Origin of the sequence: Algibacter luteus (assembly GCF_030344935.1) — a bacterium.
GTDB classification, from domain to species: Bacteria; Bacteroidota; Bacteroidia; order Flavobacteriales; family Flavobacteriaceae; genus Arenitalea; species Arenitalea lutea.
Genome location: NZ_CP128313.1, coordinates 2,575,685 through 2,593,012, shown reverse-complemented (window position 1 = coordinate 2,593,012; position 17,328 = coordinate 2,575,685). Strand labels below are relative to the sequence as shown.

General features: G+C 34.2%; 9 protein-coding genes. All 9 read left to right on the top strand.

Annotation, left to right across the window (positions count from 1 at the left end; translation table 11 throughout):
- Window positions 1-12: 12 nt before the first annotated feature.
- Window positions 13-2,037, top strand: a complete 2,025-nt coding sequence (locus O5O44_RS10820) for a T9SS type B sorting domain-containing protein (protein ID WP_289194368.1) — start codon at window positions 13-15, stop codon at window positions 2,035-2,037.
- Between the two features lie 240 nt (window positions 2,038-2,277).
- Window positions 2,278-3,141: an alpha/beta hydrolase gene (locus tag O5O44_RS10815; protein WP_139002885.1), complete on the top strand. Its 864-nt coding sequence runs from the start codon at window positions 2,278-2,280 to the stop codon at window positions 3,139-3,141.
- Window positions 3,138-4,196, top strand: coding sequence for an SUMF1/EgtB/PvdO family nonheme iron enzyme (locus tag O5O44_RS10810; RefSeq protein ID WP_289194367.1), 1,059 nt, complete (start codon window positions 3,138-3,140; stop codon window positions 4,194-4,196). Before O5O44_RS10815 ends, O5O44_RS10810 begins: the two co-directional genes overlap by 4 nt.
- Before the next feature lie 35 nt (window positions 4,197-4,231).
- Window positions 4,232-5,953: a phospho-sugar mutase gene (locus O5O44_RS10805; protein WP_289194366.1), complete on the top strand. Its 1,722-nt coding sequence runs from the start codon at window positions 4,232-4,234 to the stop codon at window positions 5,951-5,953.
- 166 nt (window positions 5,954-6,119) lie between these two features.
- The gene (locus O5O44_RS10800; protein ID WP_289194365.1) at window positions 6,120-8,990 is read left to right on the top strand and encodes a ligand-binding sensor domain-containing protein; all 2,871 of its coding nucleotides are present in this window, start codon (window positions 6,120-6,122) and stop codon (window positions 8,988-8,990) included.
- A gap of 204 nt (window positions 8,991-9,194) precedes the next feature.
- Window positions 9,195-10,682: a T9SS type A sorting domain-containing protein gene (locus tag O5O44_RS10795; RefSeq protein ID WP_289194364.1), complete on the top strand. Its 1,488-nt coding sequence runs from the start codon at window positions 9,195-9,197 to the stop codon at window positions 10,680-10,682.
- A 93-nt stretch (window positions 10,683-10,775) separates the two neighbouring features.
- Complete coding sequence (locus O5O44_RS10790) at window positions 10,776-13,862, top strand: SusC/RagA family TonB-linked outer membrane protein (protein WP_289194363.1); 3,087 nt, start codon at window positions 10,776-10,778, stop codon at window positions 13,860-13,862.
- A 10-nt stretch (window positions 13,863-13,872) separates the two neighbouring features.
- Window positions 13,873-15,651: a RagB/SusD family nutrient uptake outer membrane protein gene (locus tag O5O44_RS10785; protein WP_289194362.1), complete on the top strand. Its 1,779-nt coding sequence runs from the start codon at window positions 13,873-13,875 to the stop codon at window positions 15,649-15,651.
- Window positions 15,652-15,673: 22 nt separating this feature from the next.
- Window positions 15,674-17,275 carry a PKD domain-containing protein gene (locus O5O44_RS10780; RefSeq protein WP_289194361.1) on the top strand — a complete coding sequence of 534 codons (1,602 nt, stop codon included), beginning with the start codon at window positions 15,674-15,676 and terminating at the stop codon, window positions 17,273-17,275.
- Window positions 17,276-17,328 lie beyond the last annotated feature (53 nt).

The window sequence follows — 17,328 nt, the reverse complement described above, 5'->3', positions numbered from 1 at the left end:
TGTATTTGCATATTGTTGTATGCTACTATTGCCTATGGCCAAAAAGAAGCTGCTAACTGGTATTTTGGTAAAAAAGCTGGTGTGAGTTTTACAGAACCTGGTCCTCAAGCATTGTTAAATGGTAGACTTGACACTAATGAGGGATGTGCCACAATCTCAAACAATAAAGGAGAACTTTTATTTTATACAGATGGTATTACGGTTTGGAATAGAAATCATAACGTGATGCTTAACGGTCAAAGTTTATTGGGAGATCCTTCGAGTTCGCAATCGGCTATTATTGTACCCAAGCCTAAGTCAAATTCAATATATTACATATTTACCGTAGCTGCTACTGCAGGTAATGATGGTCTTAGGTATTCAGAAGTAGATATGAATCTAGATAATGGAAAAGGAGCCATTACTAATGTCAAGAATGTTTTATTGACAACACCTAGTACAGAGAAAATTACGGCAGTACAGCATGCAAATGGTCTGGACTTTTGGGTAATTGCCCATGCATGGAACAATGCTAATTTTCTGTCTTACAGGATAACAGAATCTGGTGTCTCCACTAGTCCTGTTATATCGAGTGTTGGCAGTATACATAATGGGGATGCAGGAAATAGTATTGGTTATATGAAGGCATCACCCAATGGTAAAAAAGTGGCTTTGGCCAAATGGAATATTGATAGCGTAGTAGAAATATTTGATTTTGACGCTAATACAGGAATATTGACTAAGCCAATTACTATTGATAATGTGTTTGGTAAAGAACAGAAAACAGGTGCTTACGGCATAGAGTTTTCACCAAATAGCAAAGTACTTTATGTTTCAGATGTAAATCTGAATAATTCATCCTCTAAGCTATATCAATTTGATTTATCCAATTCAGATAAGCAAAGTATATTGGATTCTAGTACCATTATATATTCTGGTAGTGATATATTATCGGCAATACAGCTTGCAATAGATAGAAAACTGTATATATCTAACACAGTATCATCGTATTTAGATGTTATCGAATATCCAAACACGATAGGTTTTGCATGCAATTATAACAATCAAGGTCTAAGCCTAAATAGAAGGATTACTATTTTTGGCTTGCCACCATTTATACAATCCTTTTTTGTTGCTAAAATAGAAGCCAATAATGTTTGCCTCGGAAATGTTAATAGCTTTAAAATAGATACTGATGAACCCATTGATGAAATTAATTGGGATTTTGGAGATGGCGTTACCTCTAATGTACAAAGCCCGGAACATGTCTATGAGTTTTCCGGGGTTTATACCGTTAATGCAACCATAATTTCTATGGCCAATACATATAATTTAACCACCCAAGTAGAGATTTTTGATAACCCAAAAATTGAAATGCAAACAGAGTACTTTATTTGTGATGCACAGCCTATAAAATTATCCCTTAACACAACTCACGATGCTTATTTATGGTCTACTGGTGAAACAAAATCAGAAATTACAATCGATACACCCGGGAGTTACAAAATTACCGTTTTTGACAGCTATTCAGGTAGTTCTGTTTTTTGTGAATCATCATTAGATATTAGGGTAATTGAATCGGGAATGCCTAAATCAATTCAAATAGACACTGTAGATTGGACCCGAAACAACAATTCAATAATTATTCAAGCGGAAGGGATAGGACAATATGAGTATTCATTGAATAATGAAAACTATCAGAGTAGCAATAGGTTCGACAATTTATCTTCGGGAGACTACATCATTTATATAAGGGATTCAAATGGTTGTGGCGTTTTAGAGGAAGAAGTATATCTATTGGACTACCCAAAATTTTTTACCCCCAATGGTGATGGTGTGCATGACTTATGGAATATTCGTTTTGCTGAAACCGAGCCCAGTATTTCAATCCAAATATTTGATAGGTACGGTAAACTATTAAAAGCTTTTGACCAAAACTCCACAGGTTGGGATGGTACATTTAACGGAGCCATTATGCCCACTGATGGATATTGGTTTGTGGTTAATAGACCAAGTAAAAATAAGATTTACAAGGGGCATTTCACATTGAAGAGATAATAAAAATAGCAAAACTATTATGATGAGTATACTAGGGACAATATCAGTATTATTGGTGCTAAATTTTCTTTTATTAACATTTAGTTGCAACAAAGATTAAGCATATAAAAATTTATGTATGTTAAAATTTAAAGAAAAATTTTAGACCTTATAAACTCAAGGTTTTCTTAACATTTCAATACTTAATTATAGTACTTTGAATATAACCAAGTGAGTCCTTAAATTTATTTAATAATGCAAATGAATATTTTAAAACATAGTTTATTACTAACATTATTATTAATTATTGCATCTTGTACTGAAGAAGGTGATTTAACAAATAGCATCAGCGAAAATGAGTTGCTTGATTATAAGGAATTATTAAATTTATCTTATGGTGAAAGTAGTAATCAAACATACGATATTTATCTTCCAGAAGGGAGAAATGAGGACACCAAAGTGATAATACTAGTTCATGGAGGTGGCTGGAATTCTGGTGACAAAAGTAGCATGTTGCCATTAATTAATCTTTATAAAGTTGATTTTCCAGAGGTAGCGCTTGTAAATATTAATTATAGATTATCCGATGAGGACAATCCACCCTATCCAATGCAAATAAATGATATAACAACAATTGTAGATGATTTAAAATCAAAGAAAGATGACTATGTGATTTCTAATGAATATGGGTTTCTCGGGATTAGTGCTGGTGGTCATTTGTCACTACTATGGAGCTATAGTTTCGATATTGATAATAATGTAAAAATGGTTGCTTCTATAGTGGGACCAACAAATTTTACGGATCCTGCGTATTTGAATAATACAAATCCTATACTGCAAGAGTTGTTAGATTCTTATGGTGTAAATACTACAATCTCTTTTTTAGAGGAAGTAAGTCCTGTTCATCAAGCTAAAACAACTTCACCTCCAACAATTCATTTTTATGGAGGTCAAGACCCTTTAATACCAGTTAGTCAGGGAACTAATTTAAGAGATAAATTAAATTCACTAAATGTAAATAATGATTACACACTTTATCCTGATGCGGGTCATGGTTGGGGAGGAACAGAATTACTAGATACTTGGAGTAAATTAAAGACCTTTACTGAAACTCAACTATTATGAAATGGATTACTAGGTATAACCTAATATGTATTTTAACTCTTTTCATAGTAAGCTGTAAAGATACTAGGACTAAAATAAATGAAGATAATTCACATGCTAAAGCTCCAGATGGTATGGTTTGGATACCTGGAGGAGTATTTGAACAGGGAGCAACAAGTAATGATAATATGACAATGCATCATGAAAAACCAAGGCACACAGTTAAAGTAGATGGGTTTTTTATGGATGTAATGGAGGTTACCAATAAACAGTTTGCAAAATTCGTAGAAGAGACCGGTTATATTACAACAGCAGAAAGAGCCATAGATTGGGAAGATATGAAATTGCAAGTTCCAGAGGGAACACCAAAACCACATGACTCCATATTACAACCTGGTTCTTTAACCTTTAAAAAAACAAAATCAACTGTTCCTAACCTTTATGATTTTTCACAGTGGTGGCATTGGACAATAGGAGCAAATTGGAAAAACCCTAGCGGTAAAGAAAGTACTATAACTAATAAAGATAACTACCCTGTAGTTCATGTTTCATTTGAAGATACCCAAGCTTACTGTCAATGGGCAGGTAGAAGGTTACCTACAGAGGCCGAATGGGAATATGCAGCTAGAGGCGGTGTACATAATACAATTTACTTTTGGGGAAATAATAAGGACATGCTTCATAAAAATGCAAACACTTGGGAAGGTGAATTTCCCGTAAAGAACTTAAAGCTAGATGGCTATGAAAGATTAGCTCCTGTAGGTTCATATAGCCCAAACAAGTATGGATTATATGACGTTTCTGGAAATGTTTGGGAATGGACCAGTGATTGGTACAATCTTAATTATTACCAAAAGCTTTTTAATAGCAATACTATAGCTGATAACCCAGGGGGAGCAACAGAACATTATAATCCTAATAATCCCTACAATATGGAAAAGGTTATTAAAGGAGGTTCTTTTTTATGCAGTGACTCCTATTGTGCAAGTTATAGGGTTTCTGCTCGTATGGCCACTAGTATGGATTCTTCTATGGAACATTTAGGGTTTAGAACAGTACTTGATTTACATAAATAAAATAGTAATTAATATATAAAAAATAAATATTCCAAATGGATCAAAAAATTTTAGACCGTATAAACACATGGTTAACCCCAACTTTTGATGAAGACACTCAGCAATTTATTAAAGATAGTATTGCTTACAATCCAAAAGACATTCAAGAAAGCTTTTACAAAGATTTAGAATTTGGTACAGGCGGTATGCGTGGTGTTATGGGTGTTGGTACCAACAGAATAAATAAATATACTTTAGGTAAAAGTACTCAAGGTTTAAGTAATTATTTAAAAACGTCTTTCCCAGGCGAAAAACTTAAAACAGTTATTGCCTATGATTGCAGACACAACAGTAAAACATTAGCTAAAGTTGTAGCAGATGTGTTTTCGGCTAACTGTATTGAAGTATTTCTTTTTGAAGATTTACGCCCTACACCAGAATTATCATTTGCTGTTAGACATTTAAATTGTCATTGCGGTATCGTGTTAACGGCCTCACATAATCCACCAGAATATAACGGGTATAAAGTATATTGGCAAGATGGTGGACAATTGGTGCCTCCACATGACGAAGCCGTTATAAATACTATTAATGATTTAGACTATGCCGACATTAAATTTGAAGCTAATGATGGTTTAATCAATTTTATCAGTGCTGATATTGATAACGTTTTTATTGAGGCTTCAGTAAAAAATGGTAGTTTAAATACACCTCAAGAAGCAAAGGATACTATTAATATTGTTTTCACGTCGCTTCATGGTACTTCTATCACTGCGGTTCCTGAGACGTTAAAACGTGCCGGATATAAAAATGTACACATAGTAAAGGAACAAGAAACTCCAGATGGTGATTTCCCTACGGTAGAATCTCCAAACCCGGAAGAACCAGCTGCCTTGAAAATGGCCTTAGAATTAGCTGATAAAGTTGATGCTGATATTGTTATTGGTACCGATCCGGATTGTGACAGACTTGGTGTAGCCGTTAGAGACCTTAATAATGAATTAGTGCTTTTAAACGGAAATCAAACCATGGTTATGATGACCGATTTTCTTTTAAAGCAATGGAAAGCACAAGGAAAAATTCAAGGGAAAGAATTTATTGCCTCAACCATAGTTTCAACACCTATGCTTTCTAAAATGGCTAATGCTTATAGTGTGGATAGTAAAATAGTTTTAACAGGTTTTAAATGGATAGCTAAACTTATTAAAGACTACCCGGAATTAGACTTTATTGGTGGTGGTGAAGAAAGTTTTGGTTTTATGGTAGGCGACTTTGTAAGAGATAAAGACTCCGTTACCTCAACACTTTTAGCTGTAGAAATTGCTGCTCAAGCCAAATCCCAAGGTAGTTCTGTTTACCAAGAACTTATTAAACTCTATGTAGAGCATGGTTGTTATAAAGAAAAGTTAGTATCACTAACCAAAAAAGGCATTGAAGGTGCTGAAGAAATAAAACAAATGATGGTGGATGCCAGAGAAAACCCACTTAGTATAGTAAACGGTTCTAAAGTTGTTAAAATAGAAGACTATCAATTATCAACTTCAAAAAATATGCTTACAGGAGAAGAAAGTGCACTGGATATTCCAAAATCTAATGTGCTTATTTATTACACAGAAGATGGTAGTAAAGTAGCATTAAGACCAAGTGGAACTGAACCTAAAATAAAATTCTATGTAAGTGTAAATGATACTTTAAAATCTGTTTCAGAATTCAAAACTCTTGAAGGAGCTTTAGATTCCAAAGTAGAAACCATTTTAAAAGACATGAAACTTATTTAATGAAGTTTTTTAGGCAAATACTCAAGTTTGCAACACCATATAAAAGTTATGCTGTTTTATAATATATGGTTTTATAGATATAATTATATTTGATTAAATTTATTATCCTTTAAACTTCAAGGAGGCCTTACTTTGTTATATGGTTTTAAATAGATTAAAAGTCAAAATGAGATATGTAGAATTAGTTTGTTTAGGCTTACTATTTGTTCATAATTCATTATTGGCTCAATTGCAAAATACTTCAGGGATACCATTTATTAAAAATTTCACGGAGGCAGAAACAATAAGTGATTTGGAAATATTTGATATTTCGCAAGGAGGTAAGGGAGAAATGTATTTTGCTACACGAAAAGGGTTGTTGGTATATGATGGAATACGTTGGAAAAATTATGCTTCTGGATTAGAGTCTGATTTACGAGCTATTTTGTATAAAGATGATGGGCACATCTATACGTCTGGACACGGCGGTTTTGGCTATTGGTCCGAAAATAGCAAAGGTACTTTAGAGTATACAAGTTTATTTTTTAAACAACCAGAAAAGGATGATTTTTTACTCCCTGTTTTTTCAAGAATAGAAGAAATTGATAACAAGATTTTATTTCAAACATTTCAGCAAATATATATTTATAACCCTGAGACGAATGATATTGAATCCATGGGTGCTATTAGAGGCTTTAAGGTGTTGTTAGAATCTAAAAATCGGGCTTTTATTCAAGACTCTGGAGCCTTATTTGAAATAAAGAATAAACAATTATTGCTAATTGATGAGACCAATTTTAAACAATTACATATTGTTGATGTATTTGTTCAATCTCCTAATAAGTTTTTAATTATAACAAAAAACAAAGGATCTTGGACTATTGATAATGGTAGGTTAAGAAAGAATGACTGGGAAGCAAATGATGTTTTAGAAAAACATTTAGTAAATAATGTACAAGAATTTGAAGGGAATAAACTTGTTATTGGTACAGTAAGAGGGGGGCTTTACATAGTTTCCACAGAAGGCAAAATTATTTTACATATAGATAAAAGAAATGGTATTACTAATAACTCTATTAGAAAGGTTTTTGTGGATGCAAATAATAACTTATGGCTAAGTATGAATAATGGGTTAAGTTATGCTCAAATAAATAGCTATACAAGCTACCTTATAGATAATGAAGGTGAATTTGGAACGGTATATTCAAGTTTTTTAAAAGATTCTTTATTGTATTTAGGAACCAATCAAGGTCTTTTTGTTAAAGATTTTTATAATCAAAGATCAATTCCCAAACTCATTGAGGAAGAATTTGGTCAAATTTGGACTATTAAGGAGCTTGATAATCAAATTTTGGTTGGGTCACATCAAGGAATATCCATAATTAAAAATAAAAAATTAGAAACCTTACACGTTGAAGGAGGGGCATGGATATTTAGAAAGCATCCAAAATATGATGACATCATGTACGTTGGATTTTATTCAGGTATTAGTCTATTCAAGCGTATAAATAACTCATGGGAGTTTGTTAAGAAATGGCATAATTACGGTGAATCTTCCCGTTTTATGGAGTTTGATAAATATGGGTTTTTATGGGTAGCACATCCTTCGAAAGGATATTATAGGTTAGACTTGTCTGATGATGGTTATAACCTTCGCGAAGTAGAATTTTATGGCTTAGATAATGAGTTTGTTACTACTTATGCACACTTAAGTAAGATTGATAACGACATTGTGTTTCATAATCCAAACGGTTTTTTTAATTATGACCCAATAGATAATTCTTTTACTACTGCTGAATACGTATCTAAAGTTTTTAAAGATATAAAAAACGTTAATGTTATTTCGCAAGATGAGAATATTTTTTGGTATTCAACCCCTACATCTTTAGGCTATGTATTGCGTAATGGTAATAGGTTTGCAACGATTAATGAACCTTTTTATTCTGTAAGAAAGAAACATTTAAACGATTTTAATAAGTTTAGCAAGTTAAATGATTCTGTTTATGGGATTGGATTAAAAAACGGTATGTTTTTTCATTCTATTAGTAATGAAGATATGGGCAAAGTCATTATTAAACCGCCTCTTATTAGCTATATTCACTTAATCGGTACCTCAGATACCATTGAGGCACCTATTTATGATGAGAAAAAGTTAGAAATTCCATACAAAAATAATTTTGTTAAAGTTGGTTTGGCATTTCCTCAAACACCTTTATCTAGTTCCCAAAAGATACAATATAGACTAAATGGATTCGAAGAAGAGTGGTCTGATTGGGATTATTTATCAGAGTTAAATTTTCCTGGACTACCCTCGGGCAGTTATGATTTAGAGTTGCGGGCTGGAGGAGAAAATCAAGTTTCTTCAACAATCATAAACAAAGCCTTTTATGTAAAACCGCCTTGGTACTTAACAAAAGTGGCTTACATCATCTATTTTTTATTTATAGTACTTCTTAATGCCTTGTACAGAAGCTATTTTAAAGCAAAATCAAAAAAACAGATGGAAGTATTAAAATTAGAAGAAGCAAAAAAGAGGCAAAAGCAAGAAGAGACATTTAAATTGGATAGATTAGAAGCTGAAAGGGAAATGTTAATTTTAAAAGAAGAAAATTTAAGTTTAGAGGTAAAAAAGAAAAATTCAGAGTTGGCTTCTTCAACATTAAATAATATTAAAAAGAACGAACTACTTACCGAATTAATAAAAGATATTAAAAAGATTGACGAAGATGTTTTAAATAGCTCCTTGCATTCTCCAATAAAAAAAGTGATTAAGAAAATTAATAATCATCTTACTGATAAAGATGATTGGCTTGCATTTGAACTCCATTTTAGAAATGCACATGCCGACTTTTTTGATAAACTCAGAGAAAAACATCCAGACTTATCTTCTAACGAAATTAAATTAAGCGCTTATCTTAAACTTAACCTTTCTTCAAAAGAAATAGCTTCATTAATGAATATATCCCTAAGAAGTGTGGAGCAAGGACGTTGGCGGCTTCGTAAAAAGCTTAATTTACCTAAAGAATCTAGTTTGGTAAATTATATTCAATCCTTTTGAGTTTAATTTTTTAAATATCACATAATCAGTTATTTGTGAGATTTATGTAGAGGTTTTGTAGAGTACACTACATACTAGCTTGTAGTTTATGTAGATGTGATTTTCTGGAAATATCACCTTATTTAGTAAACCTTTGTGTCAACTAAAACCTGTAGGTCTTCTTTATTACGGGTACAGACTATTATTAACTAAAAACTAAATAAGATGAAAAAAATTACACTACTATTATTATTAATGGGTACAACTATAGGTTTTGCACAAAACTTATTTACAGATGGAACTTTTGATAATCCGTCGGCTTGGACCGTTATCCAACAAAATGGAAATAATAATGCAACAGCAGTTATTGCTGGTGGCGTAGCTACATTTGATGATGTTACTCAAGGTAATTGGGGAAGCGAAGGCCATGTTGCCATTTACAAAGCATTTACCGTTCCAACAACGGGATGGTATGAGTTTGACGCAGATGTTACAACAAATGGATTAGATCAACACTGGTTTGAAGTGCATATTGGTACTGCGGTTCCTGTAGATGGGGTGGAGTATAATGCCACAAAAATATTAACTCTTCACTCTTGGGACTGTGGAGCTACAACAAATACGTATTCTGGTTCTATGATTGCTACAGGTTGCCAAGGTTTAGATGGAAAGATTCTGCTAGATGCTGGCACTACCTATTACTATCTTGTTAGAACTGGCGGAATAACTTGGGGCACTGGAGTAATATTAGACAATGTAACTATGGTAGCTGTCGTAGCACCACCAGTTGCAAATTTTACAGAAGCAACATCTGAATCAAATTTGATGGCTACTTTTACTAACACATCTACAGATGCAACAAGCTATTCTTGGGATTTTGGAGATGGTTCAACTTCTACCGATGTAAACCCGGTCCATACCTATGCTTACAAAGGCCAATATATTGTTACTTTAACAGCTACAAGTACTGCAGGTTCTAATGAAACTACTAAAGAAATTTTTGTTGGCGCGGTTTCTACACCAATTTCTGAGTTTGATTTTGATTTTAGTTCACCAACTCCACTCAGAAATGAGAGTCTTCTTGATTATGTTGAAGCTGGTGGCGTTGCTACAGCTTCAGGTGTAAATGATGATTGGTGGTCTCAAATAAAATATATACATAATGCAGGAATAGATTTATCTTCAGGGGATAGGGGATTCTCAATAGATGTAAATGGACCAAGAACTTCAACGCTCACTATAAAAGTAGAAAGTGGCGGAACGGAACATGCTGTAACAGCCGACTATACTACACCAAATGTATGGCAGACCTTAACGTTTGATTTTTCAAGCTTTAGCTCTACTAATAATACTAAAATAGCTGTGTTTTTTGACATTCAAACTAATTTTGATGCTGGAGTTGATCCTGCTCAAAATGTTTTTCAAATTGATGATTATGCATTTGGGGAATTTGCTTCATTGAGCACTAAAGATTTTAAAATAGAAGGCTTAGCTACATACCCTAACCCAACAACAGATACTTGGAACATTTCCACTAAAAACCAAGTTATTAATTCAATAGAGGTATTTAACATATTAGGTAAAAGGGTACTTGATTTACGTCCAAATGGTTTATCGGCTGAAGTTGATGCTTCAAATTTAAATTCCGGTATCTATATCACAAAAATCACTACAGAATTAGGAACACAAACTAAAAAACTGATTAAACATTAATAGTGCATTTAGCATGTCCATAAAGAGTGTTTTTATGCTTTTGGTTATTCTAATTATTTAGTCTAACAATTCTATAAACTCAAACTAAATTATATGAAGAAAAAGTTGTTTTTAAATTGCTCAGGAAAAAAGAGAAAATCACTTCTCTTTTCTTTAACCTTATTTCTGTGCTTTAGTATAATAGGAATGGCACAAAATCAAGTGTCAGGAAAAGTTACTGATGAAGCCAGTTTCCCTTTACCAGGTGCTAATGTCATTAAAAAGGGAACAACAACTGGTACTCAAGCGGACTTTGACGGAAATTTTTCTATCGAAGCTGTTACTGGAGACATTTTAGTAATCTCGTACCTTGGCTATGTTACCCAAGAAGTAATAATAGCCAATAAAACCAGTTTAACAATTGTACTTATTGAAGATGCCAGTCAATTAGATGAAGTAGTAGTAGTAGGTTATGGTAGTAAATCTAAAACCAAGCTTATATCTGCAGTTTCTACAATTGATGAAGAAACCTTAAAAAAACAACCGGTTCCTAACGTAAGTAATGCTTTAGAGGGTTTAGCTTCAGGGTTATTTGTAAGTCAAGGTTCAGGTGAACCAGGATTTAGTAACTCTAGTTTTGAAGTTAGAAACTTTGGTAGTGCATTGGTTATAGTAGATGGAGCACCGGGAGATCTAAACCAATTGGATCCTAATGAAATTGAAAATATTTCAGTACTGAAAGATGCTTCAGCAGCCGCAGTTTATGGGGTACAAGGAGGTAATGGTGTTGTTTTAATAACTACCAGAAAAGGAAAAATTGGAAAACCTAAACTTACCTATAGTAATCAATTTACATATACCTCATTTACATCTTATCCAGAATATTTAAGTTCAGCAGATCGTGCAGAAATTTTAAATGAAGGGTTAAGAAATGCTGGTGCAGCTCAATTTTATACAGATGAAGAAGTAGAGTTGTTCCGTTCTGGTGCAGATCCAATAAATTATCCAAATACAGATTGGAGAGATTTGGTTTTAAAAGATTGGGGGTTTCAACAACAGCATAACCTTAACCTATCTGGTGGAACTGAAAAAGTAAAATATTTTGTATCTGCAGGCTATGTAGATCAAGGATCTAATTATACAGAAGATGTATTGTCCTTTCAGCGTTATAACCTAAGAACAAACATAAATGCCGATGTTACTGATAACTTAAACCTAACTGTTAACTTGGGCGCCCGTAGACAGCTTAATGAAACTCCGGGCTATTCAGCATATGACATATTTAGAGAGTTAAGTAGATCACTTCCTAATGACCTAGCTTATTATCCAGATGGTACCCCTGCAAGACCTAGCACGACTCCTAACCATGTGATTGAAGGTATCAGAGATTTTAATGCGGGTTATTTCAGGGCAAGAAATAATAATTTTGATGCAAAAGTATCGCTTGAATGGGATGTGAAACAAATTGAAGGTCTTAAATTAAAGTCCTATGCCTCACTGGTATATAATACTAATTTTAATAAAGATTGGGATACAAGTTTTGATCTTTTTACCCTAAATAGGCAAACTGGAAATTATGATGTGTTTAGGTCAACACCACCAGGTTCACCAAGTGAAACCAAGCTAACCCAGAGTACAAGTTATAGCAATCATTATGTACTTCAAGAATCTATCAACTATGAACGTACTTTTGGAGACCATCATGTGTCCGGATTATTATTAGCAGAAATACAAAAAATACAGGGTCAGGATTTTAGTGCATTCCGTCAAGATTTCCAATCCACAGCAATAGATCAACTTTTTGCGGGTGCTATAGAAAATCAAGGTGCTAACGGAGGCGAATTTCGTGAAAACCGATTAGGGTTTGTAGGACGGTTTGGTTATGATTATAAATCAAAATATTTTATAGAATCCACGTATAGGTATGATGGATCCTCCAGATTTGCCCCTGGTAATGAATATGGTTTATTTCCATCAATGTCATTGGGTTGGAGAATCTCGGAAGAACCATTTTTTGAACCACTAAAGAACACCGTTTCTAATTTAAAATTAAGAGCCTCTATTGGTACTGCCGGTAATGATGGTACTGCGGGCTATCAATGGTTAAGTGGTTTTAATTATAGTTTCTTTTTTGCAATAAATGATACGGCAATTCCAACAATTGACAATACTGCTTTGCCTAATAGAGATATTACGTGGGAAACCAATACAACGTATGATGTTGGTTTAGATGTAGATTTGTTTAATAATGACCTAAAATTTTCATTCGATTATTTTTTCAGAAAAAGAGAAGATGTTATTGCAGGAGCCAATGCAAGTGTTCCTAGCACCTTAGGGGTTGCCTTAGCAGCACAAAATTTTTATGAATTTTCAAATGAAGGTTTTGAGTTTTCAATTGATTATAAGAAGCAGCTAAATGACGACTTAAAAATTAGCGCTTTATTGAACTTTTCAAAATCAAGAGAAAAAGCAGTTTTTATTGATGAAACATTTCAGGAAGATCCATTTATGCGAGCCAATTTGACAGAAACTGGCGGTTTTACAGGTCTACGAAGAGGGTATATCTCAGATGGGCTTTTCCAAAGTCAGGAAGAAATAGATCAATGGGCCATCCAGGATGATAGCAATAATACAAGCTTACAACCAGGAGATGTGAGATATGTGGATTTAAATGAAGATGGCATCATTGATGTGAGGGATCAAAAAGTATTTGGGGATGGCAGTAAACCAGCTATTAACTACTCTCTAAACTTAGGAGCAGAATATAAGAATTTTGCCTTATCGGTTTTATTAACTGGAGCGGCTGGATATGACATTTATCTGGATGGAGAAGCTCAAAGCCCTTTGCGTAATGGGTTTAATGGATACGATTATCAATTAGATTACTGGACACCAACAAATACTGGTGCAGCATTTCCAAGGATAACTGATGGCGGGTTTAATAATAACAACTATAGATATTCCGATTTTTGGTTAAGGGAAGGCAAACATATCCGCTTTAAAAACATTAACCTAAGTTATACATTTCCAAAAAAGAAGGACGATGCAACCTTTGATGAAATTAAGCTATTCTGTACGGGATACAATTTATTCGTCATCAAGGATTTCGATGAGGATTTTGATCCACAGATAGGCACTGGCGTTGGATGGTACTATCCGCAAACTAAATCTATAACTTTTGGTGTTAATGTGTCACTTTAAAAAACTTACTATGAAACAATTAAAATTAATATTAGCAATACTAACGGTCGCATTTGGAGTATCGTGTAGTGATGATTTCTTGAATCAACCACCATTAGACAGAATTACTGAAAATGATGTATGGAACGATAAGGCCTTAACAGATGCCTATTTATTCCAGATATATGAAAATATGCCATGGGATTACTTAAAAGATTTTGGTGGAGGTGCTGGATTTGGTGCACATCGTGATGCACTCTCAGATTTGGCTATGAGTACTTATTCTTGGACGCCAGCAAACAATGAGTTTCGACCAGGTCTCTGGGGAACGGCAAATAATTTATGGCCAATGGATTGGTGGGGTTATTATAATTTATGGAAAATTAATTATGCCATTGAAAATATAGAGCAAGCACCTACAAGTGTTCTAACAACAGAAGAGCGTAACAATCGTTTAGGAGAATTACATTTTTTAAGAGCATACAGTTATTTTGAATTAGCAAAACGTTATGGTGGCGTGCCAATTATACTTGAAGCACAAAATCCAGACATTACGCCACAGGAAGAATTATTTCCCCCAAGAAATACCGAAAAAGAAGTGTATGACCAGGTATTGTCAGATACCCAAGGGGCATTTGATTTGTTACCAGACAGATGGTCAGGCCAAAGGGGAAGAGCCTCAAAATGGGCAGCAAAATCATTAGAATCCAGAGCAGCTTTATATGCCGCCAGTATAGCAAAATATGGAAGTGTACAATTAGATGGGATAGTTGGAATTCCAGCTTCAGATGCAGATGGGTATTATCAAATAGCATTAGCAGCTTCTCAAAAAATAATTAATGAATCTGGACACGTATTATTTAATAAGTACCCAAATGCAAGCGATAACTATGCCAATTTATTTCTTGATGAAACGGATGACGAAACCATTTTCATGAAAATATGGATTCCGTTTGAAAAAGGCCATTCCTATGATTTGTATAACGTGCCTTATAGCTATAGAGTAGATTGGAGCGGAAGTATGTCACCTACAAAGCAACTACTGGATAGTTATGAAATGTTAGATACTGGCTTGTTACCTGATGAACCGGGTTCAGGTTATGATGAAAATAATCCTTTTGAAAACCGTGACCCACGAATGAGAGGGACATTGCTAACCAATAATGATATTTTCCAAGGCTTGCCTGTAGAGCTATGGTATGGTACAGAAAGGAATGGTGTTATTGATGCAGAACCTAATACAGGGGTTGGTAAAGATGGTTTAGGTATTCATCCAGATGCAACAAAAACAGGTTTTTACGTCAGAAAATATTTAGAAAAAGCAAGTGCTCCACTTTTTACGAAACAGTACTTTTCCGGTACTGATTGTATCTTGTTTAGATTGGGTGAAATATATTTAAATGCAGCAGAGGCGGCTATAGAGCTAAATCAGGAAAGTGCGGCAAGGGATTTTATAGAACCAATTAGAACAAGAGCGGGGTTACAACAAAATCTTAGGTTAGAATTGTATTCCGGTATGGATTTAAGGGATAGAATACGTAATGAAAGAAAACTGGAAATGGCCTTTGAAGACCACCGTTATTGGGATGTCAGAAGATGGCGCATTGCCACGGAGGCTTTAAGCATTCAAGTGGAAGGGTTAAGAATACTTAGGCATATAGATGGTTTTGGAAATGAGACATTCAGCTATGAAACATTTGATGCCGAAACCAATAAAATGAATTTTTCTGAACGTCATTATTACTTGCCCATTGGTCAAGGTAGGATTAATAATAATAACAAACTTATAGAAAATCCGCTTTACGATTAAAAATATATAAAAAAATAAACAGATGAAAACAATACAATTTTTAAGCAGGTTTTTAATGTTAGGAATTATTTTAATTTCTATAGGCTGTGCCGATGATGATAAGTTTGTAGCTTATGTACCTACAAGCGAAGATGCGACATTTTCATTTGCATTTGATGAAGAAAACCCAAATAATGTAATATTTACAGCGAATACCGAAGTAGAAACTTGGTATACGCATTGGGATTTTGGAGATAATTCTTCAGCAGAAGGAATGGAAGCGAGTAAAACATATTTGACCAAAGGAGATTATGATGTAAGATTTAAAATATTTACTGATGGAGGCGTTGCAGAATCTGTACAAACCATAGTCATCAACCAAAATTTTCAGGGCCCAAATATATTGTTAAACGGAGAATTTAATGGTAATGACCATTGGACAGTTTTACCTATCTCAGATGGTGTAGATGTAAACTTTCCAGGAGATAAAGCAGTTTGGACTGGTGGAAGTTGGGGACAAGTAGGAATCTATCAACCCGTACATGTTGAAGCAAATGTTCCTTACCAGATAGATATGGACATTGCTGGAAGCGGACTATCTGATTCTTGGTATGAAGTTTATATAGGATCGGAAGTTCCACAGCCTGGTCAGGATTATGCTGATGGAGGTATACGATTGGGTTTAAATACTTGGGTTGGTTGTGGTAATGAGCCTTTTGATGGCAAGTTTACTGAAATTACCTGTGTTGGTGAAGGTGGCGGATTGGTTACATTTAATACTACAGGAACTGTCTATTTTGTTATTAGAGGCGGAGGAGCTGATTATGGTACTGGTCTTTCTTTAGACAATGTTTCTATTACGCCATTGTTGCCAGGTATTGAGAGAATGGACCCTTTATTTCCTCCTACTGCTGATTTTACATTTAGTGTAACTGATCTTACGGTAACATTTACAAATACATCAAGTAATGCTACGTCTTATTTGTGGGATTTTGGAGATGGCGTAGGGACTTCTACTGAAGAAAACCCAACATATACATATGCTGAAGAAGGTATTTATACGGTCAAACTTACAGCTACAAATAGTGATGGTTCTACAGAACATACGGCAAATGTAACATTTGCACCTAACCTCATTGCTAATGGAAGTTTTGATGATGATTCAACTTGGTCAATTATACAACATAATGGATCTGGAAATGGTATAGTTACAATATCTAATGGGGTTGCTGTATTTGATGAAGTTACGGATATACCATCTGGTTCTTGGGGTAATGAAGCACATGTTGGAATCAACCAAGCAGTTACGGTTGCGGAAGCCGGAGATTATATTTTGGACATGAATATAACTACCAATGGTATTGATGAACTATGGTTTGAAGTATGGGTTGGAACTGAAGCTCCGGTTGATGGGGCTGATTATGGCGATGCTAATGGTGCTACTAGAGTTTTAAATGTAAACGCTTGGGATTGTGCTAATACAAGGACTTATTCAGGTTCTATGGCAGCAACAAATTGCACTGGCGTAGATGGAACTATTACATTAGATGCAGATACCTACTACGTTGTTATTAGAAGTGGTGGTTTTAATTTTGGTGATGGCGGTGTAATAATTGATAATGTTACTATGATAAAAATGAATTAGTATCAGTAATAAAGAGATTGAAGTTAATTTGCCTGTTTTCTAAGAACAATAAG

Bases quoted from the DNA above. Each gene is read 5' to 3' on its own strand.
- O5O44_RS10815 (WP_139002885.1), top strand. From the start codon at position 2,278: ATGAATATTTTAAAACATAGTTTATTACTAACATTATTATTAATTATT.
- O5O44_RS10810 (WP_289194367.1), top strand. From the start codon at position 3,138: ATGAAATGGATTACTAGGTATAACCTAATATGTATTTTAACTCTTTTC.
- O5O44_RS10805 (WP_289194366.1), top strand. From the start codon at position 4,232: ATGGATCAAAAAATTTTAGACCGTATAAACACATGGTTAACCCCAACT.
- O5O44_RS10800 (WP_289194365.1), top strand. From the start codon at position 6,120: ATGAGATATGTAGAATTAGTTTGTTTAGGCTTACTATTTGTTCATAAT.
- O5O44_RS10795 (WP_289194364.1), top strand. From the start codon at position 9,195: ATGAAAAAAATTACACTACTATTATTATTAATGGGTACAACTATAGGT.
- O5O44_RS10790 (WP_289194363.1), top strand. From the start codon at position 10,776: ATGAAGAAAAAGTTGTTTTTAAATTGCTCAGGAAAAAAGAGAAAATCA.
- O5O44_RS10785 (WP_289194362.1), top strand. From the start codon at position 13,873: ATGAAACAATTAAAATTAATATTAGCAATACTAACGGTCGCATTTGGA.
- O5O44_RS10780 (WP_289194361.1), top strand. From the start codon at position 15,674: ATGAAAACAATACAATTTTTAAGCAGGTTTTTAATGTTAGGAATTATT.